General features: G+C 48.6%; 16 protein-coding genes. 8 read left to right on the top strand and 8 right to left on the bottom strand.

Annotation, left to right across the window (positions count from 1 at the left end; genetic code table 11):
- Position 1: 1 nt before the first annotated feature.
- The 5 genes from BHV73_RS05260 (at position 2) to BHV73_RS05240 (ending at position 3593) form a co-directional block, all read left to right on the top strand.
- Complete coding sequence (locus BHV73_RS05260; protein ID WP_009122200.1) at positions 2 to 619, top strand: HAD family hydrolase; 618 nt, start codon at positions 2 to 4, stop codon at positions 617 to 619.
- A gap of 20 nt (positions 620 to 639) precedes the next feature.
- Positions 640 to 1560, top strand: coding sequence for a bifunctional riboflavin kinase/FAD synthetase (locus BHV73_RS05255; protein ID WP_286737327.1), 921 nt, complete (start codon positions 640 to 642; stop codon positions 1558 to 1560).
- Between the two features lie 351 nt (positions 1561 to 1911).
- Positions 1912 to 2694, top strand: a complete 783-nt coding sequence (locus tag BHV73_RS05250) for a CPBP family intramembrane glutamic endopeptidase (RefSeq protein WP_286737318.1) — start codon at positions 1912 to 1914, stop codon at positions 2692 to 2694.
- Positions 2691 to 3359 carry a DUF2975 domain-containing protein gene (locus BHV73_RS05245; protein ID WP_087412084.1) on the top strand — a complete coding sequence of 223 codons (669 nt, stop codon included), beginning with the start codon at positions 2691 to 2693 and terminating at the stop codon, positions 3357 to 3359. The genes BHV73_RS05250 and BHV73_RS05245 overlap by 4 nt, the downstream gene beginning before the upstream one ends.
- Positions 3360 to 3380: 21 nt before the next feature.
- Positions 3381 to 3593 (top strand): helix-turn-helix domain-containing protein, encoded by a 213-nt coding sequence (locus BHV73_RS05240; RefSeq protein ID WP_009122204.1) that lies wholly within the window; start codon positions 3381 to 3383, stop codon positions 3591 to 3593.
- Between the two features lie 173 nt (positions 3594 to 3766).
- On the opposite strand, the gene BHV73_RS05235 is transcribed toward BHV73_RS05240, so the two are convergent.
- From BHV73_RS05235 to BHV73_RS05225, 3 genes are read right to left on the bottom strand one after another with little or no spacing between them, the layout of a single operon-like run.
- Positions 3767 to 4195: a SufE family protein gene (locus tag BHV73_RS05235; RefSeq protein WP_009122205.1), complete on the bottom strand. Its 429-nt coding sequence runs from the start codon at positions 4193 to 4195 to the stop codon at positions 3767 to 3769.
- Between the two features lie 19 nt (positions 4196 to 4214).
- Positions 4215 to 5213: a M20 family metallopeptidase gene (locus BHV73_RS05230; protein WP_009122206.1), complete on the bottom strand. Its 999-nt coding sequence runs from the start codon at positions 5211 to 5213 to the stop codon at positions 4215 to 4217.
- The gene (locus BHV73_RS05225) at positions 5210 to 6148 is read right to left on the bottom strand and encodes a S66 peptidase family protein (RefSeq protein WP_009122207.1); all 939 of its coding nucleotides are present in this window, start codon (positions 6146 to 6148) and stop codon (positions 5210 to 5212) included. The genes BHV73_RS05230 and BHV73_RS05225 overlap by 4 nt, the downstream gene beginning before the upstream one ends.
- A 253-nt stretch (positions 6149 to 6401) precedes the next feature.
- Here BHV73_RS05225 and BHV73_RS05220 point away from each other — a divergent pair, with 253 nt between their 5' ends.
- The 3 genes from BHV73_RS05220 to BHV73_RS05210 are packed head-to-tail and all read left to right on the top strand — an operon-like array spanning position 6402 to position 8736.
- A complete protein-coding gene (locus BHV73_RS05220) occupies positions 6402 to 7358 on the top strand; it encodes a phosphate acyltransferase (protein ID WP_009122209.1) in 957 nt (318 codons plus the stop codon).
- Between the two features lie 15 nt (positions 7359 to 7373).
- Entirely contained in the window at positions 7374 to 8435 is a 1062-nt protein-coding gene (buk, locus tag BHV73_RS05215; protein WP_009122210.1) for a butyrate kinase, read from the top strand.
- Between the two features lie 31 nt (positions 8436 to 8466).
- On the top strand, positions 8467 to 8736 hold the full coding sequence (locus tag BHV73_RS05210; RefSeq protein WP_139259709.1) for a hypothetical protein: 270 nt from the start codon (positions 8467 to 8469) through the stop codon (positions 8734 to 8736).
- Between the two features lie 42 nt (positions 8737 to 8778).
- On the opposite strand, the gene BHV73_RS05205 is transcribed toward BHV73_RS05210, so the two are convergent.
- The 5 genes from BHV73_RS05205 to pnp form a co-directional block, all read right to left on the bottom strand.
- Positions 8779 to 10404, bottom strand: coding sequence for a SusD/RagB family nutrient-binding outer membrane lipoprotein (locus BHV73_RS05205; protein WP_009122212.1), 1626 nt, complete (start codon positions 10402 to 10404; stop codon positions 8779 to 8781).
- A gap of 13 nt (positions 10405 to 10417) precedes the next feature.
- Positions 10418 to 13786, bottom strand: coding sequence for a TonB-dependent receptor (locus BHV73_RS05200; protein WP_286737317.1), 3369 nt, complete (start codon positions 13784 to 13786; stop codon positions 10418 to 10420).
- A 241-nt stretch (positions 13787 to 14027) separates the two neighbouring features.
- Positions 14028 to 14960, bottom strand: a complete 933-nt coding sequence (locus BHV73_RS05195; protein ID WP_039950795.1) for a FecR family protein — start codon at positions 14958 to 14960, stop codon at positions 14028 to 14030.
- 119 nt (positions 14961 to 15079) lie between these two features.
- Positions 15080 to 15640, bottom strand: a complete 561-nt coding sequence (locus tag BHV73_RS05190) for an RNA polymerase sigma-70 factor (protein WP_009122215.1) — start codon at positions 15638 to 15640, stop codon at positions 15080 to 15082.
- Between the two features lie 169 nt (positions 15641 to 15809).
- The gene (pnp, locus tag BHV73_RS05185) at positions 15810 to 17924 is read right to left on the bottom strand and encodes a polyribonucleotide nucleotidyltransferase (RefSeq protein ID WP_286737316.1); all 2115 of its coding nucleotides are present in this window, start codon (positions 17922 to 17924) and stop codon (positions 15810 to 15812) included.
- Positions 17925 to 18092: the final 168 nt, after the last annotated feature.

Raw genomic sequence — 18092 nt, 5'->3', positions numbered from 1 at the left:
GATGAAAAGAAAAGGAATTAAAAACCTTATAGTGGACTTTGGCGGCGTACTGATTGATTTAGACCGCCAACGCTGTTTGGAAAACTTCAGAGAGTTGGGATTGCAGGATGTAGAGCATACCCTCGACATATATCATCAACAGGATTTCTTCCAGCAATATGAGAAAGGCCTTATCTCCAGTGCCGATTTTCGGAATGTGATACGGGAAAAGATAGGAAGAGACGTTGCCGATGCCCGTATTGATGCCGCATGGAATAGTTTTCTGGTGAGCATACCGACCTATAAACTGGACTTGTTACTGGCCTTGCGTAAGGATTATGTGGTATACCTGTTGAGCAATACCAATGAAATCCATTGGGAGTGGTCTTGTGAGCACGCCTTTCCCTATAAGGCATTCCGCGTAGAAGATTATTTCGAGCATATTTTCCTGTCTTATGAGATGAAGATGGCAAAGCCCGACGAGGAAATCTTCCGGAAAGTGCTGGATGATGCGGGCTTAGACCCGAAAGAAACTTTCTTTATCGATGATTCGGAAGCCAATTGTCTGACTGCCCGGTCATTGGGAATTTCCACCTACACCCCGAAAGCCGGTGAGGACTGGGGGCATTTATTTAAATAAACCAATCGTATAAGGTGAGTATGCAGCTATGTTCCAGAATATCCGGCAAAGAACTCCTGCCCAGTGTAGCCACCATCGGCTTTTTTGACGGAGTGCATCGGGGACATCGGTTTCTGATAGAACAGGTGTGCAAGGCTGCGGCTGCACGTGGACTCGCTTCGTCGGTCATTACCTTTCCCGTACATCCCCGCAAGGTCATGCAACCCGGTTTTCATCCCGAGCTGCTCACTACTTGCGATGAGAAAGTTGCCCTGCTTGCCGGTACAGGCGTGGATTACTGCGTCATGCTTGATTTTACGCTTGACTTGGCTCGTCTTTCGGCCAAGCAATTTATGGCTGCCTTGAAGCAAGACTATCAGGTACAGGCTTTGGTAATCGGTTATGACCACCGTTTCGGGCATAATCGCAGTGAGGGATTTGATGATTATGTACGTTACGGGCGGGAACTGGGAATGGAAGTGATATTGGCGCAGGCCTATTCAACTGACGCGATGACGGTCAGTTCCTCGGCTGTCCGCCGTCTTTTGCTGGAAGGAAACGTTTCGGAAGCGGCAAACTGCCTGGGGTATCATTTCTTTTTGAACGGTACGGTTGTGAACGGTTATCACGTCGGACGCAAGATAGGCTTTCCGACCGCCAATCTATGTGTCAACGATTCTGAAAAACTGGTTCCGGCTGACGGAGTATACGCCGTTTATGTCTTTCTCGGTGAGAAGAAGCATACGGGAATGTTGAGTATCGGTTACCGCCCGACGTTGAATAATGGCATAGACCGTAGCATCGAGGTGCATATCTTCAATTTTGACGCTGATATTTACGATCAACCTATGCGGCTGTCTTTCGTCCGCCGTACCCGCCCGGAGCTGAAGTTCGATTCCATAGACGAATTGATAGCGCAACTCCATAAAGACGAGGCGGAAATCACCGCCATCCTTTCATAACACCGCTTTCTGCGTTGCCGTTATTGGGCATTTTCTTGCATATTTATTGAAAAACATATCTTTTTTATCGTTTTTCGATAAAAAGATACTGTTTCTTTTTGTCTTTTCAGAAAAAGCTCCTTTATTTGCATATCGAAAAACGATAAATTATTATTGAAAAACAGAATTTGAGGTAAGAATAAGTACTGATTATAAAAAGTCCATGGTTATGAAAAGAGCCTTTATGAGTATTACGTTGCTGGTACTGTCACTGTCTATGGTGATGATGTTATTAATGGGAGTTGTTACCACTGCTTGACGAGTTCACGGGAAAATGTGTATCTTTACACGCTTTTAAAAAAGAAGAGAACGATGAAAACAGCGATAAAACTGGTTTTGATTTATTTTGTGATGCAGATTCTGGCCGCATTGTTGGTGATGCCTTTCACAATGCTTTATTCTTACGCGGTCAACGGTACGATAGATGATACGAGTACCGCGGCTTTGGCTCCAAGCATGTTGCTGGGATTTGTAGGTATGGGAGCTTATCTGTGGAGAAAGGGGTATCTGAAGGGAGATAAAAGGATATGGTCTCCGGTGTCGGTCGCTTATCTGGGATGGAGCGTCGTTATAGGTCTTGCCACTATTTTCCTGATAGACTTTGTGATGTCCAAACTGTCTTTCCTGCCTGATTGGATGGGAGCTACATTCGATGTGCTGCAATCGGGCTGGCTGGGTATTATCTGTATCTCGGTGTTAGGGCCTGTTTTAGAGGAGATGCTGTTTCGCGGGGCGATTACCAAAGTGTTGTTGCAAAAGTACAGTCCGGTGAAGGCTATTATCCTTTCCGCCCTTATTTTCGGAATTTTCCATATTAATCCGGCACAGGTGGTGGGCGCTGTATTGTCGGGTGTCTTGTTTGCCTGGCTTTATTATAAAACGGGCAGCCTCGTTCCCGGAATTCTGATACATATCCTGAACAACAGCCTGTCGGTATTCCTCAGTTTGCATTATCCGGATGTGGAGTATACGTCCGATTTGTTGGGAGAACCGACGTATTGGATATGTCTGGCGGTAGCGGTGGCGTTACTTGCCGTTTCTTATAAAGTGATGAATGCTTATCGTTCTCCGGATTCTAATACGCTTAAAGTATGAAAAGAAGACTGAACATTCTTTGTATAATTGTAGTGCTCGTACTGGGTTATTCGGTTCTTGAAACCGGTTACTATTTCATTGTGGGAGTAAAAGCCGGGGTAGAAGCCGGCACCGAAAACGCTGTTTCTGCCGAAAACAAGAAAGAACTGATAAATATGAAGTATATCAGTCTGCTGCCGGAGCACCTTTCCAAAGTAGGTAATAACGGCCTTTTCCAGGATTCCGTTTATAATGAGAAGAGCGGCGAGTATGTGCCGGTGTCTTTCAATTCGATGATGGTCAGCGTCGATACGAAGTCCGCGACTATGGAGCAGGCGGCCTTTTCTTTACTGAATCTGCTTCACATGGCTATATGTATATGGGCCATCGTCCTTTTTGTCCGTTTGGTGATTTCCATCAATAAGTCCGATATCTTCAACTGGAAGAACGTCCGCCGTCTGCGTCTGTTGGGGACGACACTGATTATCAGTTTTTGTACGGCGCTTCTTCCGGCGTATCTTACTTTCAGAAGCGTAGAAAAGGTATTCTCCGTCCGCGGTTATGAACTGGACCTTTCGGATATGGTGAATACCACTACCCTGGTATTGGGAATTTCCACTCTGATTGTAGCCGAGGTATTCGCTATCGGGTTGAAGATGAAAGAGGAACAGGACTTGACGATTTAACGGAATATTGAGAAAAAGATAATGATTATAGTAAACCTTGACATAATGATGGCCCGAAGGAAAATATCTTTGGGGGAGTTGGCGGAGAAGATTGATATTACGCCGGCAAATCTTTCTATTCTGAAAACTGGTAAGGCGAAGGCTATTCGCTTTTCTACGTTAGAAGCTATCTGTAAGGTACTGGATTGCCAGCCGGGAGATATACTGGAATATGTGGAGGGAGAAGAAAAGTAAAGCGGTATTTATATAGAGGTTGTGTCAAAATGCACTTGATGATTTCTTTCAGGGAAGGATTACACGGATTTCACGGAAAAAGGATAAAGTAAATCTGTGAAATCCGTGTAATCCTTCCCTGAAAAACAAACAGTAAACGTTCTTTTGTTCTTCCGTCCGGAACTACACGCTACTCAGGCATTCGTTCCTTTTGCCTTGAATGCCAACGCATACATCCGCATCTGCTTCACCATGGAGAGCAATCCGTTGCTGCGTGTAGGAGAAAGGTGCTCCTTCAATCCTATCTTATCTATAAAGTAAAGGTCGGCATTCAGAATCTCGTCCGGTGTATGTCCGGAGAGCACTTTGATGAGCAGTGAAATAATCCCTTTCACGATTAAAGCGTCGCTTTCCGCCTGGAAAACGATTTTACCGTTTTCCTCGTCCGCTTGCAGCCACACACGGCTTTGGCAACCTTCAATCAGATTTTGTTCCGTCTTATATTTGTCGTCCAGCGGTTCCTGTTCGTTTCCTAAGTCGATGAGGAGTTGGTAGCGATCCATCCAATCGTCGAAATCGTTGAATTCGGCGATTACTTCATCTTGTACTTCGTTGATACTCATAATAATTTATCTTTAGTATTTATTTCTCTTTGTAGATAACTTCCATCACCGTTTGGCCTACTGCCTTCAGGGTGTTGCGGTCGATGCCGTCCATATCATCCTTCAGGGTATGCCAGTTCTCGTAGAATCCGGTTTCCTCGCTGTATTGAATGATGTCGATGGTAGGAATCCGTGCATTCCGGTATACAAAAAGGTGGTCGTCCGTTACGGTACTCCCTTTTTCTTTTACGAAATAACGGCCGTAGCCTAAGTTGTTGGCGGCGTTCCATACTTTCCGGTTGATGTCTTTGGCAAATTCCTCGGAATATCTTTCGTAGAAGAAAGTGGCGTCTTTGGCGCCCACCATGTCCAGAAGAATGCCGAAACGTGCGTTGTATCCCTGCACGTGAGGGTTCTGCGCCCAGTATTGCGAGCCGAGCCCCCAGTATTCCTCTTTATGATTACCCGTATAGGATTGGTGAGGCCCGTAGTCTTCGGCGTCCACCAATACGATGTCAATACCCAGTTCCGGCAGTTGCTTATGGAGTTGGCGGGCAATTTCGAGCAGTACGCCTACACCGCTTGCCCCGTCGTTGGCGCCGAGAATGGGTGTATGCCGTTTCGTTTCATCAGGGTCGGCATCCGCCCAGGGACGGCTGTCCCAATGAGAGAGAAGCACGATGCGTTTCTTTGTTTCGGGCTTGTAGCTGCCGATGATATTGCGTGCTTTCAGCAGAGTGCCGTCGTAGGCGATTAAATCCGCTTGCTGGTTGTATACCGTGGCGCCGAACTGTTCCAGCTTCTTTGCGAGATACTCCCCGCAGGCTTTATGCGCCGCGGTATTGGGTACGCGAGGCCCGAAGTCCACTTGCGCCTTGACATACCGGTAAGCGCTGTCCGCATCGAATTGGGGCACGCTGACCGTACTCCCGGGTTGTTTTTCCTCACTGTCCGTAGTACCTTTGCTTTTATTGCTGCACGCTACCATTGCTATGAGCAGCAGTAGGGATAGGGGGATGATTGTATAATTCCGTTTCATTCTTTGTGGGTATTAAAACTTAGTTTCACTTCTTTCTTTCCGACTTCCAGCGTGACCCGCGCACCGTTAATCATCGGTACGTTCATCGTGACGTGCCCCACCGGAAAGCCGAAACATATGGGGTAATCGTATTCTTTGACCAAATCGGCCAACGCGCCGTACAGGTCTTTGCCTAAAGACATGTTCTCCTCGTATTCGGTGAATTGCCCGATGACGAGCCCGGACAGCTTTTCGAGTACGCCGCCCAGTTTCAGATTGTACATCATGCGTTCCACCGCATGGGGACGCTCGCCTATGTCCTCAATGAAGAGCACCGTACCTTCTGCCGGAATATCGTAGGGCGTGCCGCGCAGTCCGTAGAACACGGATATGTTGCCGCCCCGGAGGATGCCCGTACCCTCGCCTTTGTGATTGAGCTTATGTGCCGGGCAGGTATAGCCGAACGAGGTTTCTTCTTGCAGTTTATTGCCGAACAGGATGTCTTTCAAGGCCTGGGTACAAAAGTCGTCTTCCGGCTCCACGGTGAGATGCCGCGCCATGGGAGCGTGCAGCGAAGCGAAGCCGTTTTGCTGGAGCACATTGTGCAGGGCGGTGATATCACTGAAACCGATAAGCCATTTGGGATGTTGGCGGAACTTGGTAAAGTCAAGCTGTCCCACCAGATGCACAGCGCCGTATCCGCCGCGACTGCAAAGGATAACTTTGGCTTTCTCGTCGTCCATGGCTTCTTGCAGGTCTTTCAAGCGTTGCTGTATGCTTCCTGCGTAAGTGCCGTGCGCGCTGCCTGCATGTTTGGCGACGACCACGTCCAGTCCCCACGACTTCAGCCGCTTTTTGGCTCCTTTCAGGAAGGACTTGTCAATCTTGCTGGAAGGGGAGAGAATAATCACCCGGTCGCCCTCGTGCACGTATGGCGGAAAAATAAGGCTGTTCATATTGTATATCTCTCTGTATTTGTGACAAAAGTACATAATTCACCACAGAGGGCACAGCGTTTCACGGAGTTTTTTTATTTCTTTAGGGGTGTTGCGGTAAATCACGGCCTGTTTCGGCTTGTAACATGGCATGCTTTTTCAGGCTGCCCTCTGTGGTGAATCTGTCAAAATGATATAAAACATAGAAAATAAAATAAGGTGTAACGTTTATTTTCTCGGCATTTTTTTAGATATTTGCTAAAAAACTAACGTTATGGAACCGATTCGGAACTTTGATCAGTTGACTTCTCATCTGAAAACCCTAAATAAAAGGAAGCGCATTGCCGTAGTTTGTGCCAATGACCCCAATACTGAATATGCTATCGCCCGCGCTTTGGATGAAGGCATTGCGGAGTTTCTGATGATTGGCGATTCGGCCATCTTGGAGAAATACCCTACTTTGAAGAAATATCCCGAATACGTGCAGACACTGCATATCGAAGATAAAGACGAGGCGGCGCGCGAGGCTGTCCGCATCGTGCGCGAGGGCGGTGCGGATATTCTGATGAAAGGTATCATCAATACGGATAATCTGCTCCGTGCCATTCTCGACAAGGAGAAAGGGCTGCTGCCCAAAGGCAGGATACTGACGCATCTGGCCGTCATGCAGATTCCCACCTATGATAAACTGCTGTTCTTCTCGGATGCCGCTGTCATCCCCCGGCCTACCCTGCAACAGCGCATAGAGATGATTTGGTATGCCATCCATACCTGCCGCCATTTCGGTATCGGGCAGCCGCGCATCGCGCTTATCCATTGCACGGAAAAGGTGAGCGCCAAGTTTCCCCATTCGTTGGATTACGTTAATATCGTAGAACTTGCCGAGGCGGGCGAGTTCGGAAATGTCATTATCGACGGCCCGCTGGATGTAAAGACTTCCTGCGAAAAGACGAGCGGCGACATCAAAGGTATCGTATCCCCCATCAACGGTGAGGCCGATGTCTTGATTTTCCCGAACATCGAATCGGGCAATGCCTTTTATAAAGCCGTCTCCCTCTTCTCCCATGCCGATATGGCGGGATTGCTTCAAGGCCCCGTCTGCCCCGTTGTGTTACCTTCGCGCAGCGACTCCGGCTTGTCCAAATATTACAGTATCGCCATGGCATGCCTGACCAGTTGCGGCTCGGAAACGGCAAATGATACCTCGCGACTGTCAAATAGTAAATCGTAAATAATACCCGCATCGATGAATCTACTCGTCATCAACCCCGGCTCCACTTCGACAAAGATTGCCGTATACGAGAACGACGTGCCCCGCCTGGTGCGTAACATCCGTCATACGGTAGACGAATTGTCCTCGTTCTCCCATATCATCGACCAGTTTGAATTCCGCAAGAATTTGGTACTGAAAGAGTTGGAAGCCAATAATATCCCTTTTGAGTTTGACGCCATAGTGGGGCGCGGCGGACTGCTGAAACCCATACCGGGCGGCGTATACGAGGTGAATGATGCCATGCTGGACGATATTCTTCATGCCATGCGCACCCACGCCTGCAACTTGGGATGCCTCATAGCTTCCGAGCTTGCCGCGCTACTCCCCGGCTGCCGTGCCTTCATTGCCGACCCCGGCGTTGTGGACGAGCTGGACGAGATAGCCCGCATCACAGGTTCTCCCCTTATGCCCCGCATCACCATCTGGCATGCGCTGAACCAGCGTGCCATTGCCCGCCGCTATGCCGCCGAGCATGATACGCGCTACGAAGAACTCGACCTGATTGTCTGCCATTTGGGCGGCGGCATATCCGTTGGCGTTCATCATCATGGCAAGGCTGTCGACGTAAACAACGCGCTCGACGGTGAAGGCCCGTTCTCGCCGGAACGTGCCGGTACGCTCCCTGCCGGGCAGTTGATAGACCTCTGCTGTTCCGGCCGCTACACAAAAGACGAACTCAAAAAGCGCATCTCCGGCCGTGCCGGACTGACAGCCCATCTGGGCACGACCGATGTTCCCGCCATTGTCCGCCGGATAGAGGAAGGGGACAAACATGCCGAATCGGTGCTGGATGCCATGATTTACCAGATAGCCAAAAGCATCGGTGCGGCTTCCGTTGTGCTGTACGGCCGGATAGATGCCATTCTGCTGACAGGCGGCATGGCACATTCCGATTATATCATTTCCCGTCTGAAAGAGCGCATCTCGTTCCTTGCTCCGGTGCACGTCTATCCGGGTGAGGATGAAATGGAAGCATTGGCGCTGAACGCGCTTGGAGCATTGAGGGGAGAGCTTCCGGTACAGGAATATAAGTAATCTCTCATAGCGCTTACAATCAATAAGATACGTGTACCAGGTTTGTACCATCTCTTGGTACGTCTTGTACCAAGCCGTGGTACTTGCCGTACCAACCTTAGGTACACGTCGTACCATTGGTTGGTATGAGAGATACCAACCGTGGGTACATCCCGAAACCCGCGGGCTTATCCGCGTCATCCCCCGTACTTGGGCAAAGAAGCTTCCTGCTTTCTGCCCGCCGCTTTCTGCCTACCCTATAAAAAGAAGGAGCAAAGCCCCCCGACTCTGCTCCTTACAACCTTTTTCCCGTAATAACTAATACGGAAAACACCACTGATTAAAAAATATATCTTTGTATCATTTAAAAGTTATTCCGTCCGGTATCCCACCAAAGACGTGTGCCGCCATTGTCTGCACCGCCCAGCTTGCCTACTAAAGCGTCATACAACGCTTTGTTGTCCGTTTTGTAGTCTTGGTTGAAGAATACGCGGCGAATCATATCGTCGGTGCTGATGGTGTTGCCGCTGTTGTTCACTGCGACCTTGATGAGCTGGGGATAGCCGGTACGGCGTTGTTCCGCCCATGCTTCGCAACCTTCCGGATAGAGAGCCAGCCACTTTTGGGTGATGATTCTCTCCAGTTTTTGTTCCGGTGTGGCGCTTTCATCCCATTTCGGAGTAATGCTTGTCGGTGCGTCCGCATCGAATTTCTTATCGAATGCGTCTACATAAGCCGCCGGAGTTTCTTCGCTTTCCAGATAGTCGCTTACGCCGTTGGCATCCCATTGCGAGAAGGATACGGTGATACCCTGCTTGTAGCAGTTCTCCACGTCCTCGGAAGTGTAGCCTCTTAAAGCTGCTTCTGCACGCAGGAACCATACTTCGGCCGCACTCATGACAATGATTTTACTGCCGGTGGTAATGGTGGTTTGAGAGTGTGTGGAGTAGCGGTTGTCGGCTACGCCTGTTCCCTGGCGGACACCTTTATAGTCGCCTTCGATGCTGCCGAGCTGTTTCACGCCGGCCACTTCCTTGATAATGTTGCCGTCTTTGTCTCTGCCGTCTTGCGCGGGATTGAAGTATGATTTGAGACGAGGGTCGTTATAACCTTTTAAGAAAGACTCCAGGTTTGCGTTCATGTATACCTCGCTCCAGCCGGCAACACCACCCAGCGGGTTACGGATGCCGTATTCGCCTACCGTTTCGTTGGCGGTTTCCAGTACGCCGCCGTTGGCTGCATCCAAAGCTGCCTTGGCTTGTTCCTCGGCCAGTTCGGGAGCTGCGTTAGACACGCGCATGGCCAGACGTAAGCGGAGGGAGTTGGCGAATTTCAGCCATTGCGCGGGAGTGCGTTTGCCTTCCGGCATCATGAAGTCGGCGCTTTCAAAGGATATGCCGCCTTTGTAATCTTTCAGTATATTCACGGCTGTGCCCAAATCCTCAAAGAAACGTTTGTAGACTTCTTCCTGCGACTGCGGCTTCTGGTCGGCTGTTCCGAACCCGTCGTAAAGGATGGGGCCATAATAGTCGCTTACGCGATGAAGGGTGGCTACTTTCAGAATCTTGGTAATGGCATGGTAAAGAGGCCATTCCTTTTCTGTATTCAATGCTTCCGCGTCGGCGATGGAAGGCATGACATATCCGTAAGTATACACCCACATGGCGCTGGTCCAGCCGTTGTTCAGATTGTAGGTGGAGTTGTTGGCGTTGAACGAGCCCGTCATGTCGTGGAAATATCCGCAGAACATATCGGCCACCAGGTTCTGTACGATTTGGTATTGCCAGTCGGTGCCGTCCACACCCGTTTGATAGATGATGCCTTTCTGAATGGTGGAGAAAGGTACGAGGTTGGTCTGGTTATCGTATTTCTGCAATTCGTCTGTATAGGCTCCTTCGGTGCTGTTGAAATCGGCAAAGTTATCGGTACAAGATGAAAAACTCAGGAGTCCGCCGAGGAGTAGTGCGGTTGTATATTTTATCTTATTCATATTGTTCGGGTATTTAGAAGGTAAATTTAATGTTGAATCCAATGTTTCTCGTTGAAGGCATGCCGAAGGTGTCCAAGCCTTGGTTATCATTGCCTACCGACATTGTCGCATCCGGATCGAACGGGGCGTCTTTGTAGATGAAGAACAGGTTGCGGGCTACCAGTGAGAGGTCTACACCCTTGATGAAGCCTGTCCTTTCGAGTATCTGTTGCGGGAAGGAATAGCCTAATGAGATTTCGCGCAAACGAATGTTCGTTCCGTCGTAGCGGTAGAATTCCGTGGTACCGTTACCGCGGTCGCCTACCATTTGATAGAATTTCTGCACGTTGTCAATCTTTTGTCCTTCGAGCATATAGTAACCTGCGTTGCGGGCATCGCCGGTAGCTTTGCTTACACCTGCATAGTCCAGTCCGGCTTGTGTCAGCGAGATAACGTCACCGCCTACGCGTGCGTCAATCAGGAAGTAGAGGGAGAAGCCTTTGTAGGTTACGGTGTTGCTCCAGCCCAGTGTCCAGTCGGGATTGAAGTTACCGATTTTGGCGGCTTTGTCGGTAGTTACCTGGGGCAAGCCGGCTTTTGCGTTGGGGTTGCCGTCTTTGTCCGTTGCAGGTTCCAGCAGGATTTTGCCGTTTGCGTCGCGTACGAATACGTTGCCGTAGATGTCGCCCAGCGAACCGCCTTCTACAACCATCATCTTATAAGGCATGCTTACATTGCCCGAAGCGTATTGGAAGTTGGGAGTGCCGCCCAAGGAAACAATCTCGTTCTTGTTGGTAGCGAAGTTGAACTGGGTTTTCCAACGGAAATTATCGTTCATCAACGGAGTGGCTCCCAACGTGATTTCAACGCCCGTATTACGTATCTTACCTGCGTTAATCCAACGGTAAGGGCGCTTTTCGGCGGTAGTGTTTACGCGAATCAACTGGTTCTTGGTGTCGGTACGGTAGAACGTGAAGTCGAAATCCAGACGGCTGTTGAAGAACTTCCATTCGGTACCTACTTCGATGGAATTGCTGATTTCCGGTTTCAGGTCTTCTGCAAAGTAATAGTCGATGGGTTTCACTACGCCACCTGCCGTGATAGTCTGTGCGGGGCTGGTGATGCCGATGGGAAGGTCGTTACCTACCTGCGCCCATGAAGCGCGTACCTTGCCGAAGCTGATCCATTCCGGCAGGTCGAGCGTCTTGTTGAGAATCCATGAAAGACCTACCGAGGGATAGAAGAAACCGGAGTTTTCGCTCTTGGTGTTGGCAAGTGTGGAAGACCAGTCGTTACGTGCGGTAACATCCAGATAAACGCTTTCTTTCCAGCCGATTTGCGCGGTGGCGAATATGGATTGGATGGTACGTCTTTGGTCGGCGGTCTCGTCAATGAATGAAGTGCCCGCACCGCTGAGGTTCATGTTGGGAACCGTAAAGACATTGGCTTTGTACAATCCCGATTTACCGGAGTCGAGGCTCAAGGAGTTGACCTTGGTAGTGTTGATGCTGCTGCCTACGGCCGCGTTCAATGCCCAATCGTTCCATGTTTTGTTGAACATAGCCATGAAGTCGCCGTAAATCATGAAGTCCTGACGGTTCATTTTGATGTAACGGCCGTTTTGGTGCGCTACGTCGGCTGCCGTACCGGCATACATCTTCTGGTCGTAATTGTCGTTGATATAGTCTACGTTACCGCGTGCCTGGACGCTGAACCAGTCGGTTATTTTCAGGTTGGCGCTTAAAGAAGCCAATGTACGGAAACGCTTGTCGGTGCTGGTTACTCTGTTTGTCAGCCAGTAGGGGTTCTGGGTGAAGCCGCTGATGTCTGTGTACCAGTTTTGCAAAGGCATGGCCCGGTTTTCATCGTACTTTTCAAAACCGTTGTCGTTGCGATAAACTCCGAGGTCTTCGCCGCGCGGGAAAGTGTACAGACCTACCAACGGGTTCATGTAATATCCGCCGGAAGTGGGGCGGTTCTTGATTTTCTGGGTCATCAGGTTGACGTTGGCATCCAATGTCAGGCGGTCGTTGAATAAGGAGGCTGTTTCCCGGAACGTGATATTATGTTTTTGCAGTTTGTTTACGTCGACGATACCTTTTGCGGTGGTATTGGCGTAAGAGAAGTAGGTCTGCATTTTTTCCTTACCTGTCATGACAGACAGCGAGTTGGTGGCGGTAACTCCGTTACTGAAATAGTCGCCAACGTTGTCGTAAGCCTTTATGGGTTTTGAGTTTGCATTTTCCGGAACCGTGCCCCAGCTTGTGGCGCCGCTTGCGCCGTATCTGTCTTGGAATTCGGGTAGGCAAATGGCATGGTCTACGGTCAGGTTGGAGTTGAATACGATGCGTTGCATACCGGCTTTCCCTTTCTTGGTGGTAATCAGGATTACGCCGTTGGCGGCCTGAGAGCCGTAGAGAGCTGCTGCGGAAGCGCCTTTCAGAATACTCATGCTTTCAATGTCGTCCGGATTCAAGTTGGAGATGCCGTCGCCGGAGTCGCGGTTACCGGCATCGTTGTTGCCGCCCATGGCGGAGAATGCCTGTTCGGCCACGTTGTTCAGCATAGGTACGCCGTCGATGACGTATAGCGGTTGGTTGTTGCCGTCGGCATTGGCGGAACGGATACCGCGGATGGAAACTTTGGCGGAACCGCCCAAACCGGAGGAGTTGCGGGTGATGGATACGCCTGCTGTTTTGCCGGCAAGGGCGTTAATCATATTGGGGTCTTTGGCGCGCGTCAGTTCGTCGCCGCCTACCTGTTGGGTGGAGTAGGTAAGAGAGGCTTCTTTTTTCTTGATGCCCATGGCTGTTACGACAACGGTTTCCAGAGCCAGAGCTTCTTCTTTCATTTGGATTTTCAGCGATGTACGGCCGTTAAGCGCAACGTTTATAGGCTCATAGCCGATATAGGAAATGACCAAAGTGGCATTGGCAGGTGCGTTGAGGGTGAATTCACCGTCCAGATTGGTAATGATGCCGTTGGTCGTTCCCTTCTCCAATACGTTGGCACCGATAATAGGTTCGCCTTTGGAGTCGGTGACAACACCTTTTACGGTGACTCTTTCTTGTTGTACACCGGCAACGCTTTCAATATTTTCGCCTTTCTTGGTCAGAACGATGTTCTTGCCTTCCATTACATATCTGATGTTGGTTCCGGCAAAAACTTCGTCCAACAGTTCGGCTACCGATTTGTTTTCAGCTTCCACGTTAACAGTGCGGCGTACATCTACGCTTTTCTTGTTATACACAAACAAATACTCTGTTTGAGATTCGATTTTGGAAAGCACCTGACCCACTCTCAGTTGGGAATTGGGGATACTGACTTTGGCATTCTGAGAGTAACTATTCCCGCAGTATGCTTGGAATGTTACAAACAGGAGAAGGAATAGTGTGATCTTCATAGTACGCAATAATTGCTTAATTTCGAAACTTTTTGGACAAAAAAGCCCTCATATCTTTGTCACTGTGTTAAGTTAATAAATTGATTAAGGTCGATTTTTGACTGTTTCGGATCGGAAAGTATGGGGGTACTTTCCGATCTTTTTTTATCAAAAAAGGGGGAAGTGAATTTTCAGACTGTTTCTGCTATGGTTTCATACTATTTGGTTTTAAGGGGTTAGTACTAAATTTAAAGGTTCTTATTTATTCATATATGATTATCGAGTCTTTCGCTTCATTGATGCTGAACTTGAACGGATGTTCTTTGGAGATGGTTCGCAAGATGTGTTCGATGCCGTCCTGCTCCCTGAATTTGCCGGTCAGCCCTTCGTGGGTCAGTAGTCTGGGGCTGGTAACGCTTATCTTTACATTGTAGTATTTCTCGAGTTTATCTAAAATGCCGCTGAACGGGACGTCGTCGAAACAATACAATCCTTCTTTCCAGCGGAGATACTCGTATGAGGGGAGAATCGTTTTCTTGCAGCGTCCGTCATAGTTGGCGAAGAACTCGTCTTTGTGCAGGCGGGTGATTACCTGGTCATTGCAGCTTGGATAAATATCTACGATACCCTCTACCAGTGTTGTCTCGAACTCTTTGCTGCCTTTGTATGCGCAGACGTTGAAGCAGGTGCCGACTACTCTTACCTTATTCATCTCCGTATGTACGTAGAATGGTAATTTCTTGTTTTTGGTAACCTCGAAATAGGCTTCGCCGTCCAGTTCTACGTTGCGTTCTTTGCGGCCGAAGTTGGAGGCGTAGGTAAGTGTTGATTGGGCGTTCAACCATACGCGTGTGCCGTCGGCAAGCGTGATTTGGGCGCGTTGTCCGGCAGGAACGGTAATGGTTTGAGGTTGTGCATTCTTATTATATATATAATCTGTGGTCATATAGTAACCGGATACGGCAATGACGATAGCTGCCGCGATACGTGCCGTCCAGCGGAGCATCGGCATGAGGCGCATCGGTTTTTTCTTGCTGTCTTGCTTTGTGGAGAATAGGGATACGTCGAACAGCATACGTTCTTTCAGGTAGGCCTCCCGGTTTTCTTCGGAGGCTTCAACCCAATCCAGAATCTGCTTTTCCTCTTCAATGGAGGCTGTTCCTTTAAAATATTTATATAGTAATTCCTGATTCATCATAAAAAGTCGCTTGGTTAAAAGGAGAGCTTTCAGGGCCCTTCTGTATATATAACCGATGAGATGTGGACAACCCTATCGAAATATGGGACTTTTTTGAATAAAAGTGATTTTAATGTTTAGAGGAGTATGGAAGCCAGGTAATCTTTCAGCTCTAATCGCAGTATGCGTAGGGCTTTGGTGATATGCGCCTCTACGGTTTTCAGCGAGATGTTCAACTGCTCTGCGATTTGCTTGTTGGGGAGATTCTGGTAACGGCTTAGCATGAAAATGGTACGGCTTTGCTGAGGCATCTGCTCTAATGCCTTATGGACGATGTGCTGTATTTCGGTGTTGAATATCTGTTCGGGTTCGCAGGCTTTCAGGGTCGATATACGTAAATCCAACTCCCGCCGGCTGTGGCTGTCGATGTCTTCTTCCGCCCGCAGCCGTATCTGTTTGTGTTCTAAAAGATTGAGGGATTTATTCTTGATAATGGTCAGTAACAAGGCGTGTAGGTTACTGCCTTCTTCCCAGCGGTCGCGGTTCTCCCATAAAGCAATCATGGATTCCATTAACACATCTTCGGCTTCCGCTTTATCTCTGAGATAGGAGTAAGCAAAAGTCAGGAACTTTTCTTGGTTCTCTTGGAAAAAACGCGAGAAAAGGTCCATTGCATGTAATCTGGTAAGATCGGACATTCGGTTTGGGGTTTTTTCGTACGATTTAAGGTTTCGTATGACAAAACAACGCAATCTTTTCGTAATATGCAAACAATGTTTGTTGTTTTTTTGACTTCCGTTGTGTGAGGGGATAAAAAGAAAGCCCGACAGCAGGCTGTCGGGCTTATATATCCTTATTATATAAGGATTATTTTTCTTTCTTTTCCGGTCTTTCTTGTCTTTCCGGTCTTGGAAGCAATACTTTGCGGGACAGTTTGAATTTACCGGTTTTCGGATCGATGTCGAGTAACTTCACGTCGATTTCGTCACCTTCCTTGATTCCGGCTTCTTCTACCGTTTCCAAACGTTTCCAGTCAATTTCGGAAATGTGGAGTAAACCGTCTTTACCCGGCAAGAACTCAACGAATGCACCGTAAGGCATGATGGAACGTACTTTACCTTTGTAGACTTCGCCTACTTCCGGTACGGCTACGATACCCTTGATGATACGCATTGCGTCGTCAATGGATTTCTTGTTGGTTCCGGCAATTTCAATTCTACCGATGTTGTCTATTTCTTCAATGGTGATCGTTGCGCCGGTCTCTTCCTGCATTCCTTGGATAATCTTTCCGCCCGGGCCGATTACAGCGCCGATGAATTCTTTAGGAATAGTCATGGTTTCGATGCGGGGAGCATGCGGTTTCAGGTCGTCATGCGGTTCCGCGATACATTCGGTGATTTTGCTCAGAATGTATTCGCGTCCTTCTTTAGCCTGCAGCAATGCCTTTTCAAGGATTTCATAAGACAGACCGTCTACCTTGATATCCATCTGGGTAGCAGTGATACCATCTTTTGTACCGGTTACCTTGAAGTCCATATCGCCAAGGTGGTCTTCATCACCGAGGATGTCGGACAGTACGGCATATTTTTCTTCGCCTGCGTTCTTAATCAATCCCATCGCGATACCGGATACGGGTTTCTTGATTTTTACACCGGCATCCATCAGAGCCAATGTTCCGGCACATACGGTAGCCATGGAAGAAGAACCGTTTGATTCGAGAATATCGGATACAACACGTACTACGTACGGATAGTCGGCAGGAATTTGTCCTTTCAATGCACGCCATGCAAGGTGACCGTGACCGATTTCGCGACGGCCTACGCCACGCTGTGCTTTAGCTTCACCCGTAGAGAACGGCGGGAAGTTGTAGTGCAACAAGAAACGTTCTTTTCCGTGTTCCAAAACGTCGTCGATGATCTTTTCGTCCAGTTTTGTTCCTAAAGTAACGGTAGACAAAGACTGGGTTTCACCACGCGTGAAGATGGCGGAGCCGTGAGGGCCGGGCAGATAACCGATTTCACACCAGATAGGACGGATTTCGGTAGTCTTACGTCCGTCGAGACGTTTGCCTTCGTCCAGAATAGAACGGCGCATGGCCTCTTTCTCAACATCGTGATAGTAACGGTCGATAAGCGGAGCTTTTTCTTCCAGCTCTTCTTCGCTGAACTGCGCTTTGAATTCTTCGCGGATGGCATCGAAAGCATCCATGCGTTCGTGCTTGTTCTTATTGCCGGAAGCGGCGATTGCATAAGCCTTGTCATAGCAAGCGTCGTGAACAGCCTTGCGGAGCTCTTCGTCGTTTACTTCGTGGCAGTATTCGCGTTTTACGGTAGAACCGACCTCTTCTGCCAACTCCATCTGGGCTTTACATTGTATCTTGATCGCTTCGTGAGCGGCTTTCATGGCTTCCAGCAAATCTTTTTCGGACACTTCGTCCATTTCACCCTCTACCATCATGATGTTCTCATAAGTGGCGCCTACCATAAGGTCCATATCGGCTTTCTCCAGTTGCTCGAAAGTAGGGTTGATAACGAATTCACCGTTGATACGCGCTACACGTACTTCGGAAATCGGTCCGTTGAAAGGAATATCTGAAACTGCGAGGGCGGCAGAAGCTGCAAGTCCTGCCAATGCGTCCGGCATGTCAACGCCGTCTGCTGAGAAGAGGATGATGTTTACATATACCTCTGCATGAAAATTGTCGGGGAATAAAGGGCGGAGAGCACGGTCTACGAGGCGGCAAGTAAGGATTTCATAATCGGAAGCGCGACCTTCGCGTTTTGTAAAACCTCCGGGGAAACGTCCGAATGCGGAGAATTTTTCTTTGTACTCTACCTGTAACGGCATGAAATCTGTTCCGGGAACTGCGTCCTTGGCGGCACAAACAGTAGCTAGAAGCATGTGTTTTGCCAGCTTTCCCGTTTCGAGCGTGATGGTTCTGCCATCAGGAAGCTCGATCGTCTTAACAATTGGGTTAATCATAAAAAATGTTTTATATCTATTTTCTTTCAAAATTCCCGCAAAGATACATATTTTATTCGTGTAATGCGGTGGGAATGAGATAAAAAGTTTGTATTTAGCTGTTTTTTGCACTTTTATAAGTGTAAGAAGCGGGAAAATGCTTTGACTAACCGTGAAAAGGAGTATATT

It is taken from the genome of Bacteroides sp. 44_46 (genome assembly GCF_001915465.1).
Classification (GTDB): Bacteria; Bacteroidota; Bacteroidia; order Bacteroidales; family Bacteroidaceae; genus Bacteroides; species Bacteroides clarus.
Note: the sequence above shows the minus strand (reverse complement) of the source record. Positions and strands in the feature narration are given on the sequence as shown.

Coding starts and splice junctions, on each gene's coding strand:
- BHV73_RS05230 (WP_009122206.1), bottom strand. CDS start 5,213: ATGAAACGGAATTATACAATCATCCCCCTATCCCTACTGCTGCTCATA.
- buk (WP_009122210.1), top strand. CDS start 7,374: ATGAATCTACTCGTCATCAACCCCGGCTCCACTTCGACAAAGATTGCC.
- BHV73_RS05190 (WP_009122215.1), bottom strand. CDS start 15,640: ATGTCCGATCTTACCAGATTACATGCAATGGACCTTTTCTCGCGTTTT.
- BHV73_RS05250 (WP_286737318.1), top strand. CDS start 1,912: ATGAAAACAGCGATAAAACTGGTTTTGATTTATTTTGTGATGCAGATT.
- BHV73_RS05195 (WP_039950795.1), bottom strand. CDS start 14,960: ATGAATCAGGAATTACTATATAAATATTTTAAAGGAACAGCCTCCATT.
- BHV73_RS05205 (WP_009122212.1), bottom strand. CDS start 10,404: ATGAATAAGATAAAATATACAACCGCACTACTCCTCGGCGGACTCCTG.
- pnp (WP_286737316.1), bottom strand. CDS start 17,924: ATGATTAACCCAATTGTTAAGACGATCGAGCTTCCTGATGGCAGAACC.
- BHV73_RS05260 (WP_009122200.1), top strand. CDS start 2: ATGAAAAGAAAAGGAATTAAAAACCTTATAGTGGACTTTGGCGGCGTA.
- BHV73_RS05220 (WP_009122209.1), top strand. CDS start 6,402: ATGGAACCGATTCGGAACTTTGATCAGTTGACTTCTCATCTGAAAACC.
- BHV73_RS05225 (WP_009122207.1), bottom strand. CDS start 6,148: ATGAACAGCCTTATTTTTCCGCCATACGTGCACGAGGGCGACCGGGTG.
- BHV73_RS05235 (WP_009122205.1), bottom strand. CDS start 4,195: ATGAGTATCAACGAAGTACAAGATGAAGTAATCGCCGAATTCAACGAT.
- BHV73_RS05240 (WP_009122204.1), top strand. CDS start 3,381: ATGATTATAGTAAACCTTGACATAATGATGGCCCGAAGGAAAATATCT.
- BHV73_RS05200 (WP_286737317.1), bottom strand. CDS start 13,786: ATGAAGATCACACTATTCCTTCTCCTGTTTGTAACATTCCAAGCATAC.
- BHV73_RS05255 (WP_286737327.1), top strand. CDS start 640: ATGCAGCTATGTTCCAGAATATCCGGCAAAGAACTCCTGCCCAGTGTA.
- BHV73_RS05245 (WP_087412084.1), top strand. CDS start 2,691: ATGAAAAGAAGACTGAACATTCTTTGTATAATTGTAGTGCTCGTACTG.